The following is an 18,910-nucleotide window of genomic DNA, read 5'->3' as shown; positions in this document are numbered from 1 at the left end:
AGAAGTCTGAACAAGGCTCAGACCCCGCTGGAAACAAGCGCTCGGGGGCGAAGAAACTTCTGATGGAGGCAGCATCCCGCTTGGTCGAGCCAAGGCCCCATTCCTTACAAGGCCCAGCGACAATGCCGCCATGGCAACCAAAGACAAATCCATCTACACCTGCTCGGAATGCGGCGGCACCAGCGCCAAATGGTTGGGTAAATGCCCCAGCTGTGGGGCTTGGAACACCTTGGTGGAGGGCGTGGCCGAGGCGACCGGCGGCAAGAACCGCTACCAGGCCCTGGCCAAGAGCCAGCCGGTGGCCACGCTCTCAGAAATTGAGGCCACCGACTTCGACCGCACCCCCACCGGCCAGGAGGAATTGGACCGGGTGCTGGGCGGCGGCATCGTGGCGGGCGGGGTGGTGCTGATTGGCGGCGACCCGGGCATAGGCAAGTCCACCCTGCTCTTGCAGGCGATTGACCATCTCTCCGGCCAGATGCCTGTGCTGTATGTCAGCGGCGAGGAATCGGGCGCGCAGATCGCCATGCGCTCGCGCCGACTGGGCCTGGCGGGCAACAAGGTGCGGGTGCTGGCCGAGATCAGCCTGGAGAAGATCCTCGCCACGCTGGAGACCGAGAAACCGGCGTTTTGCGTCATCGACTCCATCCAGACGGTGTACTCCGAACACCTGTCCTCCGCCCCCGGCTCGGTGGCCCAGGTGCGTGAATGCGCGGCGCATTTGACGCGCACGGCCAAGGCCAGCGGTTGTGCCATGGTCTTGGTGGGCCATGTCACCAAGGAGGGCGCGCTGGCAGGGCCCCGGGTGTTGGAGCACATCGTGGACACGGTGCTGTACTTCGAGGGCGATACCCACAGCAGCTTCCGCCTGGTGCGGGCGATCAAGAACCGCTTTGGCGCGGTCAACGAGATCGGCGTCTTCGCCATGACCGAGAAGGGGCTCAAGGGGGTGGCCAACCCCAGCGCGATTTTTCTCTCCACCCACGGCGAACCGGTACCCGGCTCCTGCGTGCTGGTGACGCTGGAAGGCACCCGCCCCATGCTGGTGGAGCTGCAAGCCCTGGTGGACGCGGGCGGGCCCAATCCGCGCCGGCTTTCGGTGGGCCTGGAGCGGGACCGCTTGGCCATGTTGTTAGCGGTGCTGCACCGCCACGCGGGCGTGGCCACCATGGATCAGGATGTATTCATCAACGCGGTGGGCGGGGTGCGCATCAGCGAGCCCGCGGCCGACCTGGCCGTGCTGCTCTCGATTCAAAGCTCCTTGCGCGGCAAGTCCCTGCCGCGTGGTTTCATCGCCTTTGGTGAGGTCGGCCTGGCCGGTGAGGTGCGGCCCGCGCCGCGTGGCCAGGAGCGGCTGAAGGAAGCCGCCAAGCTGGGCTTTAGCGTGGCCGTCGTGCCCAAGGCGAATGCGCCCAAAAAGCCCATCGAGGGCCTCACCGTGCATGCGGTGGAGCGCATCGAAGACGCGATGGATTTAGTCCGGGGTCTGTGAGCCTGAACCGCTCTGCATGCGCGGCAGGGCCGACATCAGGCGACGGCCGTCGCGCTTGTTGTGATACATCGCGTCGTCCGCGCATTTGCTCAGGCTCAGCTCGTCCGCCCCATCCTGCGGGTAGAGCGCCAAGCCGAGTGAGCAGGTGATCTCCAGCTTGACCCCGTTAAGCTCCATGGGCAGGGCCACCTGGTTGAAGATCTTCTCCAGCACCAGCTGGGCTGTCTCGGCCGTCACCGGCCCGGTCAGCAAGACCACGAACTCATCGCCACCGATGCGGCCCACGGTATCGGTCTCGCGCACCGAGCTGCGTATGCGCTTGGCCACCGTCTGCAAGAGCAGATCACCCACCGCGTGGCCATGCTGGTCGTTGATGGGTTTGAAGCGGTCTAGGTCCAGCAGGATCAAGCCCAAGCTCTCGTTGTAACGCCGCGCATTGGCCAGGGCGAAGTGGAAGCGCTCGTCAAAGTGTGCGCGGTTGGCCAACTCGGTCAGCGGGTCGTGCAAGGCCATGAAGCGCACCCGCTCCTCGGACTGACGGCGGGCGTTGATGTCCGAGAGCGTGCCAATCATGCGCAGCGGCGCGTGGTGCTCGTCCCGCTCCACCACCATGCCGCGTGAGAGCACCCAATTCCACTGCCCCTGCGGGCCGGCCACCCGGTACTCGCTGACCAAGGTGCTGGCCTGGCCGTCCAGGCATTGCTGGAACTCGGCCTTGACCCGCGGCAGATCCTGCGGGTGGACCATGGCGCAGAGCAGGCTCAGATTCGGCTCGGGCTGGGCGGGGTTCAGCCCCATGATGGTCTTCCAGCGCAGGGAGCAATGGATGCTGCCGCTGCTCAAAACCCATTCCCAAACCCCATCGCCCGCGCCTTCGAGGGCAAAAGCCCAGCGCTGCTCGCTCTCGCGCAAGGCACTGGTCATGCGTTCGGCCAGTTGCTGGGCGCGATCGCGCGAGGTCAGCAGCAACCAAGCCAGCAGGCTCAGCAGCACGCTCAACAACCCGCCGACCCAGGGCACGGCGCGCAGCTCGCTGGCACCGAAGCGGTCGGCAAACTCAGAGCCGGCGCTCAGGCGCAGCGTCCAGCTTTGACCGTCCAGATTGAGCCGCCTATCTTGGCTCTGCTGGGCCGCGGCCAGCGACTCACCGGCCGCCAGGGAGGAACCACGGAACAACAGGCGCGCATCGCTCGCCTCTTCACCATCGTAAAAAGACAGGGCCAGGCCGGGCGGGATCTCGCCATACAGGCCGGCCAGCAGGCCCGAGCTGTTCAGCGCGGCCAGCACCCAGGCGGCGGGAGGCTCGGCCGCCCCGCCATCCAGACGGCCGGCGCTGGGCGCCGCAAACCAGACCGGCAGGGCCAGCAGATAGCCCTTGCCGGTGCCCAGCTTCAGGGTCTGCAGATCGAGCAGGCCAGAGTAGGTCAGGCGCGCCCGGTCCTGGGCACGCAGCAGCAAGTCTTGCAGGGCCGGCACCGCCATCAAGTCCAGGCCCTGGGCGCGGCGGCTGGGGCTGTGGCCGGGCTCGATCTGCTCGACTCGGACCCAGCTCGGCGCATGGGCCGTGGCCGGACCGCTGCGCGCCACCATCAAGCCTTGCAGGCCGGCGAAATCGCTGTCCAGCGGCAGCGCCTGGATATAGCGCCGCAAAGCGGCCTCATCGGCCTGGCTGTGGGCCAGCAAAAAGCCCTGCACCCCTTGCATCAGCTGGCGCTGCGCGCTCATCTGCAAAAGAAAGCGCTGGCCCAGGCCGTGCATCTCGCTCTCGAAGGCGCGGCGCTGCGCGGCGTGGGAGTGCAGCCATTCAAAGCGCCAATAGCCCAGCGTCAAAACAAGGCCCGCCAACAAGACCAGCAAGGGCAGCAGGCGCGATAGGCGCCGACCGGGCTGCCAAGCAGCCAAGCCGAAACGGCTCAGACGCGCGGCAAGATCGGACTTGCCCCGACTCATGGCCCCAACACTCGCATCGCAAACCCCCTCGCGTCTTGAATGGGTCGGTCCAAGCGTTTGTGCAGGGCCCGGTCTTGGCGCCGAACCCTGTAAACCGCGCACAATGGCGCTGCTCACGCACTCCTGCAAGCCCGCAAGAATACGCCAAGACCATGTCAAAACAGAAAAATCTTTCGCAGCCGCCGGCCGGTTTGGCGGCGCTTTTTGAGACGCCGTATTACGCCGTTATGTTCACCAGCCAGCGGCGTTCCGGCGACGCGGGCTATGGCGATATGGCCGAGCGCATGGTGGCACTTGCCGCCGATCAAACGGGTTATCTCGGCGCCGAGAGCGTGCGAGACGCCACCGGCCTGGGCATCACCATGTCCTACTGGCGCAGCGAGGCCGATATTGCCGCCTGGCGTCGCCATGCCGAGCATCAACTGGCACGCGATCAGGGCCGCGCCGATTGGTATGAGCACTACGCCGTGCGCGTGGCCCGGGTAGAGCGCTCCTATGGCTGGACGCGCAGCGATGGCCCGGCCGACCCACAAGCAGCGGCCGCTGCCAAGGACGCAGGAGTCAAGGCATGAACCCCTGGATCGGTGGGATCTTGGCCATTGCCGCCATGTTTGTGGGCGGCGGCCTGTGGGGCTGGAAGGGTGTGATCCTGGCCCTGACGGTGGTGGTGTTCTGGCTGCTCTTACAGTTCTCTCGCCTGATGCGCTTGATGAAGGCGGCCTCGGAAGGCCCGCTGGGCCAGGTGGACAACGCCGTCATGTTCAATGCCCAGTTGCAGGCCGGCATGCCGGTGGCCGAGGTGATCGCCATGACCCGCAGCCTGGGCAAAAAGCTGGGCAGCGCGCCCGAAACCTTTGGTTGGCAAGACAGCGGCGGCGCCCGCGTGGAGGTGATCGTGAGCAAGGGCAAGGTCGAGAGCTGGCGTCTGCTGCGCCTGGAAGCCGAGGTCGAGCAGGCCGGCAACAAGCCCGACTGAGGGCTTGCGAGCACTGTCGCGCAAGCAGGGGACAGGCTGTGATTTTTCGCACACGAGCCCAGGCTCACCCCCTAGTCCGAGGCCGCGTGAAAGCCACAGCTCACGCGACGTCACCCGGGTTTTCACGCTGCAAAAAAGCACGATCGTTCGCGCCCAATGCGTCAACGCTTTGGGCAGCGTCGGCCCTGGGCGTACCCCCTATTCCCGACGCAAGGTGACGAGACATATGAAGCCATCCTCTCTTGTTCTGCGCGGCGCTCTGGCCGCAATCGCCCTGGCCAGTGCTTGCGGAATCAGCGCCGTCCAAGCCGCCGATACCTATGCCCAGACCCGCTACCCCATCGTGCTGGTGCACGGCATGTCGGGCTTCGACGCCATCGGCCCGGTGAATTACTTTTACGGCGTGCCCGACACCCTGCGCGCCAGCGGTGCGGTGGTCTTCACCCCGGCCGTCTCGGCCTTCAACTCCAACGAGCAACGGGGCGAGCAATTGCTGGCCACGCTGCGCCAGCTCAAGGCCGCCTACGGCTATAGCAAGTTCAATCTGATCGGCCACAGCCAAGGCGGCACCACCTCGCGCTATGTGGCGGCGGTGGCGCCGGAGCTGGTGGCTTCGGTCACCACGGTGGGCACTCCGCACCAGGGCAGCAAGGTGGCCGATGTGGTGGCCGACGTGACGGGCGCGACCGGCAGCACCGGCTTGGTCGCCTCCATCGCCACCGCCCTGGGGCAGGCGATTTCCTGGATCTCGGGCAACCCCACCCTGCCGCAGAACGCCATGGGCACCTTGGGCTCGCTCAACACGGCAGGCGCGCAGAGCTTCAACGCCAGCTTCCCGCAAGGCGCCCCGACCTCGCCCTGCGGCCAAGGCCCGGAAGTGGCCAATGGCATCCGCTACTACTCGGTGGGTGGCACGGCGGCCGTGACCAATCTGCTGGATGTGACCGACGGCTTTCTGGGCCTGACCAGTGCGGTCTTCCTGGGCGAGGCCAATGACGGCCTGGTCAGCCGCTGCTCCAGCCATTGGGGTCTGGTGCTGCGCGACGACTACCCCTGGAACCATCTGGACGAAGTCAACCAAGCCTTCGGCCTGCGCGGCTGGTTCACCCCGGACCCAGTGCAGTTCTACCGTTCCCAGGCTAATCGCCTGAAGCTGATGGGGCTCTGAAGCCATGCGCGTCCGGCCACAAACCCCCTCGCGCCGACTTCTGACCCTGGGCCTGACGGCCCTGGGCTTGGCCTCGCTGGGCGTCTTGTGGCTGTGGAGCCCGGCCAGCGAGGCTCACTATGAGCCGGTGCAGCTCAGGACCCACACTGCCCCTGAGCCCAGCGCAGGCCCCGCCCAAGCCTTGCCCATGGCAAGCGCCACCCCAGCCTCGCCGACCGCGCCAGCGCCCAGCGCCTTTACAAATTGGCTGCAGCAGCAAAGCGTCTTGCGAGGCACCGAGCTGGACGGCGGCTGGGGTCTGGTCGCCAACGGCGAGTTGCAGCCCAGCCTGGCCCTGCGCCGCCGCTTTGACTATCTGCTGCAGCTGCAGGGCCAGCGCAAGCTGGACGAAATCGGCGCCTATCTGCGCGAGCTGGCCGGCCAAGAACTCTCGGCCGCCAATACCGAGAGGGTGATGACGGTCTGGCAGCGCTACCTGCAGCTTCAGCAGACCCGTTTCCGCAACAAGGTCAATCCGCAAGACCTGAGCACGCTGGCGCCGGCCTTGACCGAGCAGCAAGAAGCCCGGCGCCGCCTGCTCGGCCCGGCCTGGGCCCACGCCTTCTACGGCGAGGAGGAAAGCCAGGCCGCAACCCTGATCCAGGCCTCGGCCGAGACCGGCGGCAAGCCCACCGCCGCGACCGACTTGATCGACCGCAGCCGCCTGGACGCCGCCGCCCTGAGCCGTCTGCAGGAAGAGGACGCCGCCCAAGCCCGTTGGCAGGCCCGACTCAAGGCCGCCGCGGCGCAGATCCAGCGCCTGCGCCAGGACAAGCAGCTGAGCGAGATCCAGCGCCAGCAAGCGATCCAGTCCTTGATCGAACAAAGCTTTGAGGGCGGCGAGCGCCTGCGTGCACGCGCCTTGTTGGGCGCAGGCGGCCCCCCGTAGAATTCGGCTTTCCCCGCATGGGGTGAGGCAGCAAGGATTCCCCATGGGCTTGGACGACCGCGACGGCAAAATTTGGATGGACGGGCAGCTGGTGGACTGGCGGGACGCCAAGGTTCATGTGCTCAGCCACACCTTGCATTACGGCTGCGGCGCCTTCGAGGGCGTGCGCGCCTACAAAACCGCCCAAGGCACGGCCATCTTCCGCCTGCGCGAGCACACCGAGCGCCTCTTCAACAGCGCCAAGATCCTGCGCATGAAGATCCCCTTCACGCTGGAGCAAGTCGAGGAAGCGCAAAAACAGGTGGTGCGTGAGAACGCGCTGGAGAGCTGCTATCTGCGCCCGCTGACCTGGATTGGCTCCGAAAAGCTGGGCGTCAGCCCCAAGGGCAACACCATCCATCTGATGGTCGCCGCCTGGGCCTGGGGTGCTTATCTGGGCGAAGAAGGCATGAAACGCGGCATCCGCGTCAAGACCAGCAGCTACACCCGCCACCACGTCAACATCACCATGACGCAGGCCAAGGCGGTCAGCAACTACACCAACAGCATCCTGGCCAATATGGAAGCCACGGAAGACGGCTATGACGAGGCCTTGCTGCTGGACGCCTCGGGCTTTGTCTCCGAGGGCGCGGGCGAGAACCTCTTCGTCATCAAGAACGGCGTGGTCTACACCCCCGACCTCTCGGCCGGCGCCCTGAACGGCATCACCCGCAACACCATCTTCCACATCTGCCAAGACCTGGGCCTGCAGCTGGTGGAAAAGCGCATCACCCGCGATGAGGTCTATATCGCCGACGAGGCCTTCTTCACCGGCACCGCCGCCGAAGTGACGCCCATCCGCGAGCTGGACCGCATCGAGCTGGGCCGCGACGGCTATGTGGGCACACGCGGCCCCATCACCGAGAAAATCCAGGCCGCTTTCTTCGACATCGTGAACGGCCGCAACCCCAAATACGCGCACTGGCTGAGCCTGGTTTAAAGCCCGGCCCCGCCTGCTAGCGCCCCCGCCATTTTTCCTGTTTGACCCTGAAAGAATCCGACCATGAGCGACGCCAAGTCTGTTGTTGAAGTGACCGCCCACGATGTGCAAGGCCCCGGCGTGGTGGCTTGCCCCAATCCCAAGATGGCGCTGTGGAGCAGCCATCCCAAGGTCTTCATCGACATCAGCCACGAGGGCCAAGGCAAGTGCCCTTACTGCGGCACGGTGTACAAGCTGAAGGCCGGTGAAGTGCTGCACAGCCACCACTGAACTTTGCTGGCGCCATGCACAACCCCAAAGCCCAGACCGCCGCCCTGCTCGCCTCGCCCGAGGACACCGAGCAGCAGTTCTACGAAGCCCTGCAGCACGCCGATCTTGAGCGGTTGATGGAGGTCTGGGCGGACGAGGAGGACATCTCCTGCGTCCATCCCGGCGGACCGCGCGTGGTGGGCCGGGGTGCGATAAGGGCCGCCTTCGAGACGGTGTTCATGCAGGGTGCCATCTCGGTCACACCGGAGCGGGTGCGCCGCATCAACACCGGTGACACCGCCATCCACCAGGTGCTGGAGCGGGTGCAGGTCGAGGGCCCGGAAGGCCCGGGAACCAAGCAAAGCGCCTGGGTGATCGCCACCAATGTCTATCTGAAAACCGGCTATGGCTGGCGCTTGGCCGTGCATCACGCCAGCCCCGGCACGGCCCACGACATTCAAGAAGTGATCGAAGAGCCGGCCGTGCTGCACTGAATCACGGCGGATGGATTACCACGCCCCCTGGTGGCTGCCCGGCGGCCACGCCCAGACCATCTGGCCTGCCCTCTACGCCAAACGCCATCAAGGCCCGCCACCGCAGTTCCGGCGGGAGCGCTGGGACACGCCGGACGGCGACTTCGTCGACGTTGATTTTCTGAACGCCCCCACCCTGCCCGGCCAGCCCCTGTTGGTGCTGTTCCATGGCCTGGAGGGCAATTCGCAAAGCCAGTATGTGCAGGCCTTTGCCGACCAGGCGCGCGCCCGCGGCTGGGCCTTTGCGATGCCGCATTTCCGCGGTTGCTCGGGCGAGCTGAATCTGGCCCCGCGCGCCTATCATTCCGGCGATTTTGAAGAAATCGGCTGGATGCTGGCGCGCCTGAAAGCAGGCCATGCCGGCCCCTTGATGGCGGCCGGCGTGTCGCTGGGCGGCAATGCCTTGCTGCGCTGGGCCGAGGAGATGGGCGAGAGCGCTGCCGCCACGGCCCGCTCGGTCTGCGCCATCTGCTCGCCGGTGGACCTGAGCGCCTCGGGCCATGCCATCGGCCGGGGCTTCAACCGCCAGGTCTATACCCGCATGTTTTTGCGCTCCATGCTGCCCAAGGCCATGCGCAAGCTGGCCCAGCACCCCGGCTTGTTCGATGGCGAACGCCTGCGCGCGGCGCGCGATCTCTACGAGTTCGACAATCTTTTCACCGCCCCGCTGCATGGCTTCCGTGACACCGATGACTACTGGCAGCGCGCCTCGGCCAAGCCGCATCTGCAGCAGATCCGTATCCCCGCCCTGCTGCTGAATGCGCTGAATGACCCTTTTGTCCCTGCCGTCTGCCTGCCCACGGCGGCTGAGGCCGGCAGATGGGTCACACTGTGGCAACCGGCCCAGGGCGGCCATGTGGGCTTCCCGCAAGGCCGGCCGCCCGGCCATGTGTTTGCCATGCCGCGCCAGGTCTGCGACTGGCTGGCTCAGGCACTCTGAACTGTTCTCTCTCTTCACTCTCCCACGCCCATGGACGCCATCGTCGAAGCCGCCCTGAAGAAATGGCCCAATGTGCCGCATTGCTACGGCTGGCTGGCGCTGGATGCGCGCGGCGATTGGTATATGCGGGACGAGCGCATCCAGGCCGCCGGACCTTTTCCGCAGCTCAAGGGCAGCCGGGTCACGCACGAGAAGCTGCGCGAGTTCATCCAGCGCAATTACGCCCGCGACGAAGCCGGCTGCTGGTTCTTCCAGAACGGCCCGCAGCGCGTCTATCTGCAGCTGGAGGCCGCCCCCTGGGTCTGGCGCCTGGACGAGTCCTGGCTGAAGGACGGTCTGCTGCGCAGCCACACCGGCCTCACCACCCCGGCCGGGGCCAGCTTTCTGGACGAGCAGGACCGACTTTTCATCGCCAGCGAGCTGGGCCTGGGCCTGGTCCACAGCCTGGACATGTTGTGGGCCGCCGAAGCCCTGCAGCAAGGCCTGCTGGCACCCCAGGCGCGCCCCTTTGCAGAACTGCTGAGCGAGTTCCAGATCGTGCTGTCGCCGCAGCCCGGCTAGCGCGGTTTGTACTGGCTGAGCTCGCGGCGCTTGGCCAATTGCTCCCACAAGGCTTCCAGCTGCTCCTGGCGTGCGGCCGGCAGCTCGACGGGTGAGACCAGATAGATGTCGGTGGCGAGCAGGGGCCGGGACAGCATGGACAAGCCGGCCGCGGCCGGCACGCTCAAGGCCTCGGGCAACTCCTCGCGGAACAAGATCGCCAGATCGATGCGCCGCGCCTGCAACTTCAACATCAGCTGGCGGGTGGAACGCGATTCGCCATCCACCTTCAGGCCCAGCTTTTTCAGGATGTCGCTGGCCACCATGCGACCGGCCAGCGCCCCGCCCACGCGCAGCTGGGAGGCCGGGTCCTGCAAGGTCTTGCCGTCCCAATCAAAATCGGCGTCACTGCGCTTGATGCCCACCAGACTCAGTCGCACCACCCGCTTGGCGGCGTCCACCCCACCGTCGTGCAGGGGGAACTGCCACTGCGCCAGGTTTTCCGGCGTGGGTGCCATGGCCATGGCGTGCATCTCGCCGGACTTGAGCAGCAGGCGGCAACGCCGACCGGGAAAGCGATGGAATTCCAGGTGCAGGCCCAGCAGCCGGGCGCTGTCCAGCAGCAGCTGCTCACTCAGACCCGGCGCGCCGCTGCCGTCGTTCAAAAAAGGCGGGATGGAGACCTCACCCAGGCAGATCTTCCAGGTTCTTTGCGCAGCTTGGCCCTGGTCTGGCTCGACCGCAGACTGGGCCTGGGCCCAGCAAGCCAGCGGCAGCAACAAGAGCAAGACCAGGCTCTTGGCCAGCACGGGCTTGAATCCAAAAGATTTCAGCTTCGGCAAGCACTTCCTCCACTCGAACCGCAAGCACATGGGATGCATACGACGCCACACCGCAGAAATCGCATATTAGGTGGGACGGGCCGGGAACAGAAAAATCCAGACGAAAAAAAACCGACCCCGAGGTCGGTTTTTTTAACAAAACTGGGTCGCTAACTCAGTTGGCCGCTGCCGAAGCAGCAGGCGCAGGCTCCTTGGGCTCTTCAAACTTGGCACCGCCCTGGTTGGCCAGGTAGACCACGGCGCGACTGATTTCGAAGTCGCTGAAGTCGCCGCCACCTTGCGGAGCCATGGCACCCTTGCCCTTGAGCGCATGGTCGACCAGGGTCGCAAAACCTTGGCCCACACGCGGACCCCAAGCGGCGGCATCACCCAGCTTGGGAGCACCTGCAGCGCCGGTGGCGTGGCAAGCAGCGCACTGCGCCTGGAACACTTGCTCGCCGGTCTTCAACACGGCGGGGCCGCTGGCGTCCTTGATCTCGATGCCGCCGATGGGCTGGATGCGGGCCGCCACGGCCATTGCTTCCAGTGCCTCGGTGCCGGCGGCAGGCTTGCTGTCCGTCGTCACGTAATTCGCCAGCATGATGATCGCGATGATGGGAATGACGAAGGCGAAGAACACCGCCCATGCGAGCTGCTTGGGCGTCTTGATCGGCCCGGTGTGCGCGCCATCGTCGTCCTGGTCGTGGTGGTCTTTCGCGTGGTCTGGGGTTCCGCTCATGAAATCCTCGTTGGCGTGTCAGCAGCCTGAATTTGGCTTTGGGCTGCTGAAGATAGGCAGGGAGAAAAGCGATGCCCCCATAAACAAAGGGGCGCAAAACCGCGAGATTATATCGTCGCCACTCGCTGGGTCCGGGCCCCGGATGCCCTCGCCGCGTGGGCTTTACGCGACTCCCGACCCCTCGCTTACCCGCCCTTTTGACGGACTCTGACGCAGCGCAAATCACACCGAGCGCCTCACTTGCATGGACCGGCGCGCAGTGCAGGTTAGAATGCCGCTCTACCCAGGCGACCGTGGTGAAGTGGATATCATTGGGCCCTCCGAAGGCTTAGGCGCAAGTTCGATTCTTGCCGGTCGCACCAAAATTTTTCGGGACAGCAAAGGCACTCAAGTGCCTTTTTTTGCGCCTGCTGTTGATTGAGCCGAGTCCACCTTGGCCGGCGCCGTGAACCAAGCGCTCTTGGGTACGAATTTGGCCTCGGCCGGGTCGGCGATGTAGTGCGGCGACATGATTTGAACGCCGTATTCATTGAACACGTCCTGGATATTGGCGTGCAGATTGCTGATCACCAGCGCGCGCGGTCGCGGCTCGCTGGGAATGGCCTGGCAAACCAGGCGGTACTCCGGGTAGAAGTCTGACAAGGCCGTTTGGTAGACCTGGGGCTTTGGTGTGGCCAGCACACCCTGGGTACGGCGGGCGGCCTCTTCCAGCATGGCTTCGACCTGGCGCCAAGGGGTGTCGTAGCCGATGGTGACCGTGGTGTCGACGATGAAGCCGGGGCCGCGCACGGCGCGCGAGTAGTTCTTGGTCACCGTGCTCAGAACCAGGGAGTTGGGCATGGTCAGCTCCTCGCCCAGGCCGGTGCGGATGCAGGTGGTGAACATGCCCAGCTCGGTGACCGTGCCCTCGTGATCGGCGATGCGCACGAATTCGCCCACCCGAATGGTGCGGGAGAACATCAGAATCATGCCGCTGGCGCCCTGGCCGACGATGCTGGAAGCACCCAGAGAAATCATCAGCCCCAGCAAAACCGACATGCCTTTGAAGGCCTCGCTGCCCGAGCCGGGCAGATAGGGGTAGGCCATCACCAAGGCGAACAGCCAGATTGCGATGCTGATGATGCGGCGCGAGGCGCGCACGGTGTCGCCGTCCAGCCAGCCCAGGGTCGCCTCGCCGCGCTCGACGCGGTCGAACACCGGGCTGAGGATGTTGATGACGGCTCGCGCGATGGCAAAGATCACCAGGGCGACAAACAAATCGGGCAGGGCGCGCAGAATGCCGCCGCCTATGCGTCTGGCCACCTCAAACAGATAGCCGCTGAGCTGCTCACCCCAGGGCCGGGTGTAGGGAAACTGACTCAGGCAAAAGCTCAACCACTGATAGCTGAGCAGGGCCAGGATGGCCCAGCTGACCAGACGCACGGCCAAGCGGGTCACGGACAGGAGTTTGTCGCGCTGCAGGAGCTGGGCACCGGCAATCTCCAGGCTGGCGGTCGTCTTGCTCATCAAGGCCGCCAGGCGGGCACCGGCCAGATTGCGACCGCGCAGCACCAGCGCCACCAAGCCGGCAAAGATCAGGGTCGCGACCAGCACGGCGATGGCCGCATGCCAGAGGCGGCTGCCATCGCGGCTCTCGCGCGTCTCGGCGATCAGCTGTTCGATCTGGTGCTTGGCGGCGGCCGCCGCGACGTCCAGGGTCTCATGCCGGTCAAGATCGACATCGTCCGGCGTCAGCAGAAAAACCATTTCGCCGTCCACCATCAGCACGCGGCCCTGGGCTTCCTTGCGCACCGTCACCACGCCGGCGCCGACACGGGCCAGCATCTCATTCATCACCAGCTGGGCCCGGCGCGCCCGGTCGGCGGGCTGCGAGCCCATAAAGCTGGCGCGGAAACTCGCGATCTGACGATTGAACACCATGGCTGGCACGCCCTCACTGCCCTGGGCCGGCCCAGGCTTGGCACTGGGCTGGGGCAGCAAGGCATCAAACAAGCTGGGCTTTGCCGGGGCGGCCGGCGCTTGCGCCGTGGTGGGCGCGGCTGCCACCGCGCTGGCGGGCACCGACGCCACATCTTGGGCCTGCGTGCCTGTCACCCAAAGCGAGGACAGCATCAGCGCCAACAGCCCGGCCGACACCGCGCCGCTGGCACGCGAAGCCCCCTGTCGAGACGCCGGAGCGCAGCCGTCCAAAACCTGGGGATTGCTTGTTCTTTGGGTGGGGCTGCTGTGCATGCTGGGGCGATAAAAAGGGGTGGAAATAGGGAAACGCATGAAAACCTCGGCGGGCTGCAAGCAGGTTTGAGGCCCCAAGCTTGGCGCCAAAGCATATCCCTGCCAGCACAGAAATCGCAGCTCTGCCACGAACACGCACCAACAGGGGGCAGGTGTGCGCCCTACGTTGAATTCCGTATGGTGCGATGCACCAGGATCAATCAAGCTGGCTCACCTTTCTTTGGCAAAGGTGCTGGGCACAGGGCTTGCAAGAGCCTTGCGTACCTGCCAGCTTCACGCCCCGGAGTTTTCTACCATCATGCATGCGCTCACCCTTCCCGCCCCGGGTCATTACGACGAGATGCTGCTGGACAGCGGCGCCCTCCGACCCCATTACCAGCAATTCGCCAATTGGCTGCATGCACAAACGCCGGACGCCCTGGCGAAAAAGCGCGCCGAGGCCGATCTGCTCTTCCACAAGGTGGGCATCACCTTTGCCGTTTACGGCGACGAGGCCGGCGCCGAACGCCTGATCCCCTTCGACACCGTGCCCCGCATCGTGCCCGCCTCGGAATGGCAGATGCTGGAAGCCGGCCTGCGCCAGCGGGTCAGTGCCCTGAACAAATTCCTCTGGGACATCTATCACGACCATGAGATCGTCAAGGCGGGGCTGATCCCGGCCGAACAGGTGTTTGCCAATGCCCAGTACCAGCCCGCCATGCAGGGGCTGGACCTGCCGCACGGCATCTACACCCACATCACCGGGGTGGACCTGATCCGCCACTCGGACGGCGGCTATTACGTGCTGGAAGACAATCTGCGCGTGCCCTCCGGCGTGTCCTACATGCTGGAGAACCGCAAGATGATGATGCGGCTCTTCCCCGAGCTGTTTGCCCGCTACCCGGTGGCGCCGGTGGCCCATTACCCCACCCTCTTGCTCAACACCTTGCGCCACGCCAGCGTGGCCGAGCAGCCCACCGTCGTCGTGCTGACGCCGGGCCCCTTCAACAGCGCCTACTTCGAGCACGCCTTTCTGGCCCAGCAGATGGGCGTGGAGTTGGTGGAAGGACAGGACTTGTTCGTCAAGGACGAGTACCTCTACATGCGCACCACCGTGGGCCCGCAGCGGGTGGATGTGATCTACCGCCGCATTGACGATGCCTTCCTCGACCCGCTGGCCTTCCGCGCCGACTCCATGCTGGGCGTGCCGGGCTTGCTCTCGGTCTACAAGCAGGGCCATGTGATCCTGGCCAATGCGATTGGCACCGGCGTGGCGGACGACAAGTCCATCTACCCTTATGTGCCGGACATGATCCGCTTCTACCTGGGTGAGGAGCCGATTCTTCACAATGTGCCGACCTGGCAATGCCGCAAGCCGACCGATCTGGACCATGTGCTGGTCAATATGGCTGAGCTGGTGGTTAAGGAGGTGCACGGCGCTGGCGGCTACGGCATGCTGGTGGGGCCGGCCTCGACCAAAGCCGAGATCGAAGACTTCCGCGCCCGGGTCAGCGCCAACCCCAGCAACTACATCGCTCAGCCCACGCTGTGCCTGTCCAGTTGCCCGACCTTTGTGGAGAGCGGCATCGCCCCGCGCCATATCGACCTGCGCCCCTTTGTGCTGACCGGCCGCGAGGTCACCATGGTGGCCGGCGGCCTGACCCGGGTGGCGCTCAAACAAGGCTCTCTGGTGGTGAACAGCAGTCAAGGCGGCGGCACCAAAGACACTTGGATCCTGGAGGCCTGACATGAAACCCCCACGCTCACTTCGTTCACTGCCCCCCGAGGGGGCGCAGGCCTCCTTTGGGACGGCCCGGCAGGAGGCCTAAATGTTATCTAGAACCGCCGCCCAGTTGTACTGGATGAGCCGCTACGTCGAGCGCGCCGAGAACCTCGTCCGCATGCTGGACGTGACCCATTCCCTCTCCCTGCTGCCGCAATCGCGCGGCGCCATGACCGAACTGGCCGCACCGCTGGCCGTCACCGGCACCTTGGAGGCCTATAACCACAGCCATCAGACCCTGGAAGCGAACCGCCTGTTCAACTTCATGGCCCTGGATCTGAACAACCCCGCCTCGGTGCTGAGCTGCTTGCGCCAGGCCCGCGAGAACGCCCACGCGGTGCGCGGCCAGATCACCAGCGAGATGTGGGAAGCCATCAACGCCACCTGGCTGGAAGGGCGTCAGATGCCCAAACGCGGCGTGGCCGATGTCTCCAGCTTTTACGACTGGGTGAAGGAACGCTCCCATCTGATTCGCGGCGCCACCCAGGGCACGCTGCAGCGCAACGAAGCCTATTACTTCATACGCCTGGGCACTTTTATCGAGCGAGCCGACAACACCGCCCGCCTGCTGGACGTGAAGTCCCAGCTGATCGAGCCGGCCGAGGCCAATCTGGCGCCGGTCAATGTCGCCGTGGAAAGCGCGCCCGATTTCTACACCTGGAGCGCGCTCTTACGCTCGCTCTCGGCCTTCGAGGCCTACCACGCCGTCTACCGCGACCGGCTGGACGCGCGCCGGGTGGCCGAGCTGCTGATCCTGCGCCCCGATGTGCCACGCTCTCTGCGCGCCTGCTGCGACGAGATCCGCGACATCCTGCCCCATATCGAGGCCCGCAGCGGCTCGCTGGACGCCGGCCGCATCGTCAAACAACTGGCCGGCCGCATGGCCTTACGCCTGGAGCATGGGACGGTGGACGAGGTCTTGGAGCTGGGCGTCCATCACTGGCTGACCACGTTTTTGCAGAAGTCCGCACAGCTGGGCGACGCCGTCCGCGAAGCCTATTTCGAAGCCAACTAGGGCAGCAACCGTGCACCTCGCCATCCATCACGAAACGGTTTACCGCTACGCCAGCCCCGTCAAGCGCAGCACCCAGTACCTGCGCCTGACGCCGGTGAACGGCGCACGCCAGCGCGTCCTGCAGTGGGAGCTGAGCCTGCCGGCCAAGGCCAGTCGCTGCCTCGACGCCTACGGCAATGCAATGCATGTGCTGACCCTGGACAAGCCGCACAGCGAGATCCACCTCCATGCCAGCGGCGTGATCGAGACCGAGGACGCCGCGCCGCAGCCGGACGCCGACGACGGCCCCTTCCCCCCCGCCGTATTCCTGCGCGATTCACCGCTGACTCAGGCCGATACAGCCCTGCGCGCCTTTGCCGCCGAACATGCCCAGCGCGTGGCGGCCGACCCCATGCAAGGCCTGCTCACCCTGCTGGAAGCCCTGGCCCTGCAAATGCCCTACACCCCCGGCACCACCGATGCCGCCACGCCGGCGGCCGAAGCCTTTGCGCGACATCTGGGCGTGTGCCAAGACCATGCCCAGGTCTTCGCCACCTGTGCCCGCTTGCTGGGCATACCGACCCGCTATGTCAGCGGCTATTTGGCGGCCGATGCCGAGCATGTGGCCAGCCATGCCTGGGCCGAGGTGCGATTGCCCGGCACGGCCGCCGAGGGCGGCGGCTGGCTGGGCTTCGATGTCTCCAACCAATGCCTGGCCGATGCACGCTACGTCAAACTGGCGATCGGCCTGGACTATCTCGATGCCTGCCCGGTGCGTGGCATGCGCTTGGGCGGCGGCGCCGAAGCCATGCAAGCCGCGGTACAAGTCACGCTGGCCCAGGGCCAAACCCAGGCGTGATCGGGGCTTTCTCAATTCAAGCGGGGATAATCGGACTTCGCGCTGCCGGCGGCTCAGGCCCGGGCGGCCCGTCTTTCTCCCTTTGCTGTAGCCACATCGTTCTATGACTTATTGCGTCGCCATGCGCCTCAATGCGGGCCTGCTGTTCGCCTCGGACTCACGCACCAATGCGGGCGTCGACCAGATCGCCACCTTCAAGAAGATGAGCATCTTCGAGGTGCCCGGCGAGCGCCTGATCACCTTGCTGAGCGCCGGCAATCTAGCCACCACCCAAAGCGTCGTCAGCCTGCTGCGCCAGCGCCTGGACATCGAGAAAGACCATCTCCACAACCGCCGTTCCATGTATGACGTGGCCGAGTTGGTGGGCAAAACGGTGAAGGAGATCGTGGCTCGCGACGCCAATGCCCAGAGCCTGGGCCAGGGCGTGGACTTTGGCGGCAACTTCATCGTCGGCGGCCAGATCCGGGGCGAGCGCCCGCGTATCTTCCACGTCTACGCCCAGGGCAATTTCATCGAGGCCACCGACGACACGCCCTACTTCCAGATCGGCGAGTCCAAATACGGCAAGCCCATCATCGACCGGGTGGTGAATATCGAGACCACGCTGGCCGAAGCGGCCAAATGCACCTTGGTGTCCTTCGACTCGACGATTCGCAGCAATCTCTCGGTCGGCCTGCCCATCGATATGCTGCTCTACAAGGCCGACAGCTTCGCACCGGCCGAGCCGCACCGCATCACCGCCAGCGACCCCTACTTCAACAAGCTGCGCGAGGGCTGGGGCGGTGGCTTGAAAAAGGTCTTCGCCGGGCTGCCCGACGAAGACTGGTTCAACAAATAAGCTGCCGCTCGGCGGCTCAGAGCGGCCCGTCCACCCGCATCGAGTAGTCCACCGCCCGCACATCCTTGGTCAGGCGGCCGATGGAGATGCGGTCCACGCCGGTGGCGGCGATCCAGCGCAGCTGATCCAGGGCCACGCCGCCCGAGACTTCCAGCAAGGCGCGGCCTTGATTCAAGCTCACGGCCTCGCGCATCATGGGTTCGCTGAAGTTATCCAGCAGCACGCTCACCGCGCCCGCGTCCAGCGCCTCTTGCAACTGGGCCAAGGTTTCCACCTCGACCTGGATATCCACGCCGGACTGCAAGGCCTGGGCGGCACGCAGGGCCGCGCCCACGCCACCGGCGGCGGCAATATGGTTTTCCTTGATCAAGATGCCTGCATACAGGGCCAGGCGCTGATTGGCGCCACCGCCCACCCGCACGGCGTACTTCTGCGCCAGGCGCAGACCGGGGATGGTCTTGCGCGTGTCCAGCACCACGCAGCCGCGCGGATTCGTGCTGGCACCGGCAATCGCCTGCACATGGGCATGGGTCAGGGTGGCCGTGGCCGAGAGCAGTTGCATGAAGTTCAAGGCCGGGCGCTCGGCCGAGAGCAGGGCGCGGCCATCGGCCTCGATGCGGCAGACGATGCTGTCGGCCTGCATCTCGGCGCCTTCGGCGTACAACCAGTCGATGCGCGCACTGCGGTCCAGACTCTGGAACACGCCCTCAAACCAATCGCGCCCGCACAGCACCGCCTGCTCGCGCACCCGCACATGGGCCCGCACCCGGCGGCCGGCCGGCACCAGCTGGGCCGTCCAGTCGCACACCCCGATGTCTTCCATCAGCGCCTCGCGGATATTGCGGGCACGGGCTTCTTCCAGGGTTTCGTTATGGCTGAACATGGGCGATGGCAGTTGGTAGCGAGGGAC

The 18,910-nt window shown here is 65.6% G+C and carries 19 protein-coding genes and 1 tRNA gene; 15 read left to right on the top strand and 5 right to left on the bottom strand.

What is annotated here, in order from left to right; translation table 11 throughout:
* Positions 1–130 precede the first annotated feature (130 nt).
* Positions 131–1,492, top strand: coding sequence for a DNA repair protein RadA (gene radA / locus DBR47_RS11275; RefSeq protein WP_124449958.1), 1,362 nt, complete (start codon positions 131–133; stop codon positions 1,490–1,492).
* Here radA and DBR47_RS11270 read toward each other — a convergent pair.
* A complete protein-coding gene (locus DBR47_RS11270; RefSeq protein ID WP_124449956.1) occupies positions 1,475–3,442 on the bottom strand; it encodes a diguanylate cyclase domain-containing protein in 1,968 nt (655 codons plus the stop codon). The genes radA and DBR47_RS11270 overlap by 18 nt on opposite strands.
* 152 nt (positions 3,443–3,594) lie before the next feature.
* Here DBR47_RS11270 and DBR47_RS11265 point away from each other — a divergent pair, with 152 nt between their 5' ends.
* From DBR47_RS11265 to DBR47_RS11225, 9 genes are all read left to right on the top strand, one after another.
* Positions 3,595–4,014 carry an antibiotic biosynthesis monooxygenase gene (locus DBR47_RS11265; protein WP_124449954.1) on the top strand — a complete coding sequence of 140 codons (420 nt, stop codon included), beginning with the start codon at positions 3,595–3,597 and terminating at the stop codon, positions 4,012–4,014.
* Positions 4,011–4,418 (top strand): hypothetical protein, encoded by a 408-nt coding sequence (locus DBR47_RS11260; RefSeq protein WP_124449952.1) that lies wholly within the window; start codon positions 4,011–4,013, stop codon positions 4,416–4,418. The genes DBR47_RS11265 and DBR47_RS11260 overlap by 4 nt, the downstream gene beginning before the upstream one ends.
* A gap of 226 nt (positions 4,419–4,644) precedes the next feature.
* A complete protein-coding gene (locus DBR47_RS11255) occupies positions 4,645–5,586 on the top strand; it encodes a triacylglycerol lipase (protein ID WP_124449950.1) in 942 nt (313 codons plus the stop codon).
* Between the two features lie 4 nt (positions 5,587–5,590).
* Positions 5,591–6,514: a lipase secretion chaperone gene (locus DBR47_RS11250; RefSeq protein WP_124449948.1), complete on the top strand. Its 924-nt coding sequence runs from the start codon at positions 5,591–5,593 to the stop codon at positions 6,512–6,514.
* Positions 6,515–6,557: 43 nt separating this feature from the next.
* On the top strand, positions 6,558–7,493 hold the full coding sequence (locus tag DBR47_RS11245; RefSeq protein ID WP_124449946.1) for a branched-chain amino acid transaminase: 936 nt from the start codon (positions 6,558–6,560) through the stop codon (positions 7,491–7,493).
* Positions 7,494–7,556: 63 nt separating this feature from the next.
* Complete coding sequence (locus tag DBR47_RS11240) at positions 7,557–7,763, top strand: zinc-finger domain-containing protein (RefSeq protein WP_124449944.1); 207 nt, start codon at positions 7,557–7,559, stop codon at positions 7,761–7,763.
* A gap of 14 nt (positions 7,764–7,777) precedes the next feature.
* The gene (locus DBR47_RS11235) at positions 7,778–8,236 is read left to right on the top strand and encodes a nuclear transport factor 2 family protein (protein WP_124449943.1); all 459 of its coding nucleotides are present in this window, start codon (positions 7,778–7,780) and stop codon (positions 8,234–8,236) included.
* Between the two features lie 10 nt (positions 8,237–8,246).
* Positions 8,247–9,215, top strand: coding sequence for a YheT family hydrolase (locus DBR47_RS11230; protein WP_124449941.1), 969 nt, complete (start codon positions 8,247–8,249; stop codon positions 9,213–9,215).
* 30 nt (positions 9,216–9,245) lie between these two features.
* Positions 9,246–9,776, top strand: a complete 531-nt coding sequence (locus DBR47_RS11225; protein ID WP_124449939.1) for a DUF2946 family protein — start codon at positions 9,246–9,248, stop codon at positions 9,774–9,776.
* On the opposite strand, the gene DBR47_RS11220 is transcribed toward DBR47_RS11225, so the two are convergent.
* On the bottom strand, positions 9,773–10,597 hold the full coding sequence (locus tag DBR47_RS11220; protein ID WP_124449937.1) for a hypothetical protein: 825 nt from the start codon (positions 10,595–10,597) through the stop codon (positions 9,773–9,775). The two genes, DBR47_RS11225 and DBR47_RS11220, sit on opposite strands and share 4 nt — an antisense overlap.
* Before the next feature lie 154 nt (positions 10,598–10,751).
* The gene (locus DBR47_RS11215) at positions 10,752–11,315 is read right to left on the bottom strand and encodes a cytochrome c5 family protein (RefSeq protein WP_124449935.1); all 564 of its coding nucleotides are present in this window, start codon (positions 11,313–11,315) and stop codon (positions 10,752–10,754) included.
* Positions 11,316–11,602: 287 nt separating this feature from the next.
* Between DBR47_RS11215 and DBR47_RS11210 the strand changes: the two genes are divergently transcribed.
* Positions 11,603–11,677: transfer RNA gene (locus DBR47_RS11210), tRNA-Arg, on the top strand.
* Between the two features lie 25 nt (positions 11,678–11,702).
* Here the strand turns inward: DBR47_RS11210 and DBR47_RS11205 are convergent.
* A complete protein-coding gene (locus DBR47_RS11205) occupies positions 11,703–13,586 on the bottom strand; it encodes a mechanosensitive ion channel family protein (RefSeq protein WP_231512254.1) in 1,884 nt (627 codons plus the stop codon).
* A gap of 259 nt (positions 13,587–13,845) precedes the next feature.
* On the opposite strand from DBR47_RS11205, the gene DBR47_RS11200 reads away from it, so the two are divergent.
* The 4 genes from DBR47_RS11200 (at position 13,846) to DBR47_RS11185 (ending at position 18,000) form a co-directional block, all read left to right on the top strand.
* Complete coding sequence (locus DBR47_RS11200; RefSeq protein WP_124449933.1) at positions 13,846–15,273, top strand: circularly permuted type 2 ATP-grasp protein; 1,428 nt, start codon at positions 13,846–13,848, stop codon at positions 15,271–15,273.
* An 82-nt stretch (positions 15,274–15,355) separates the two neighbouring features.
* Positions 15,356–16,324: an alpha-E domain-containing protein gene (locus tag DBR47_RS11195; RefSeq protein WP_124449931.1), complete on the top strand. Its 969-nt coding sequence runs from the start codon at positions 15,356–15,358 to the stop codon at positions 16,322–16,324.
* A gap of 10 nt (positions 16,325–16,334) precedes the next feature.
* A complete protein-coding gene (locus tag DBR47_RS11190) occupies positions 16,335–17,162 on the top strand; it encodes a transglutaminase family protein (protein WP_124449929.1) in 828 nt (275 codons plus the stop codon).
* 103 nt (positions 17,163–17,265) lie between these two features.
* Entirely contained in the window at positions 17,266–18,000 is a 735-nt protein-coding gene (locus DBR47_RS11185; RefSeq protein WP_124449928.1) for a proteasome-type protease, read from the top strand.
* A 16-nt stretch (positions 18,001–18,016) separates the two neighbouring features.
* Here the strand turns inward: DBR47_RS11185 and nadC are convergent, their stop codons facing one another.
* A complete protein-coding gene (gene nadC, locus DBR47_RS11180; protein WP_124449927.1) occupies positions 18,017–18,883 on the bottom strand; it encodes a carboxylating nicotinate-nucleotide diphosphorylase in 867 nt (288 codons plus the stop codon).
* Positions 18,884–18,910: the final 27 nt, after the last annotated feature.

The organism is Paucibacter sp. KBW04 (assembly GCF_003852425.1).
Taxonomy (GTDB): Bacteria; Pseudomonadota; Gammaproteobacteria; order Burkholderiales; family Burkholderiaceae_C; genus Paucibacter_A.
This window is presented reverse-complemented; position numbering and strand designations above follow the sequence as displayed.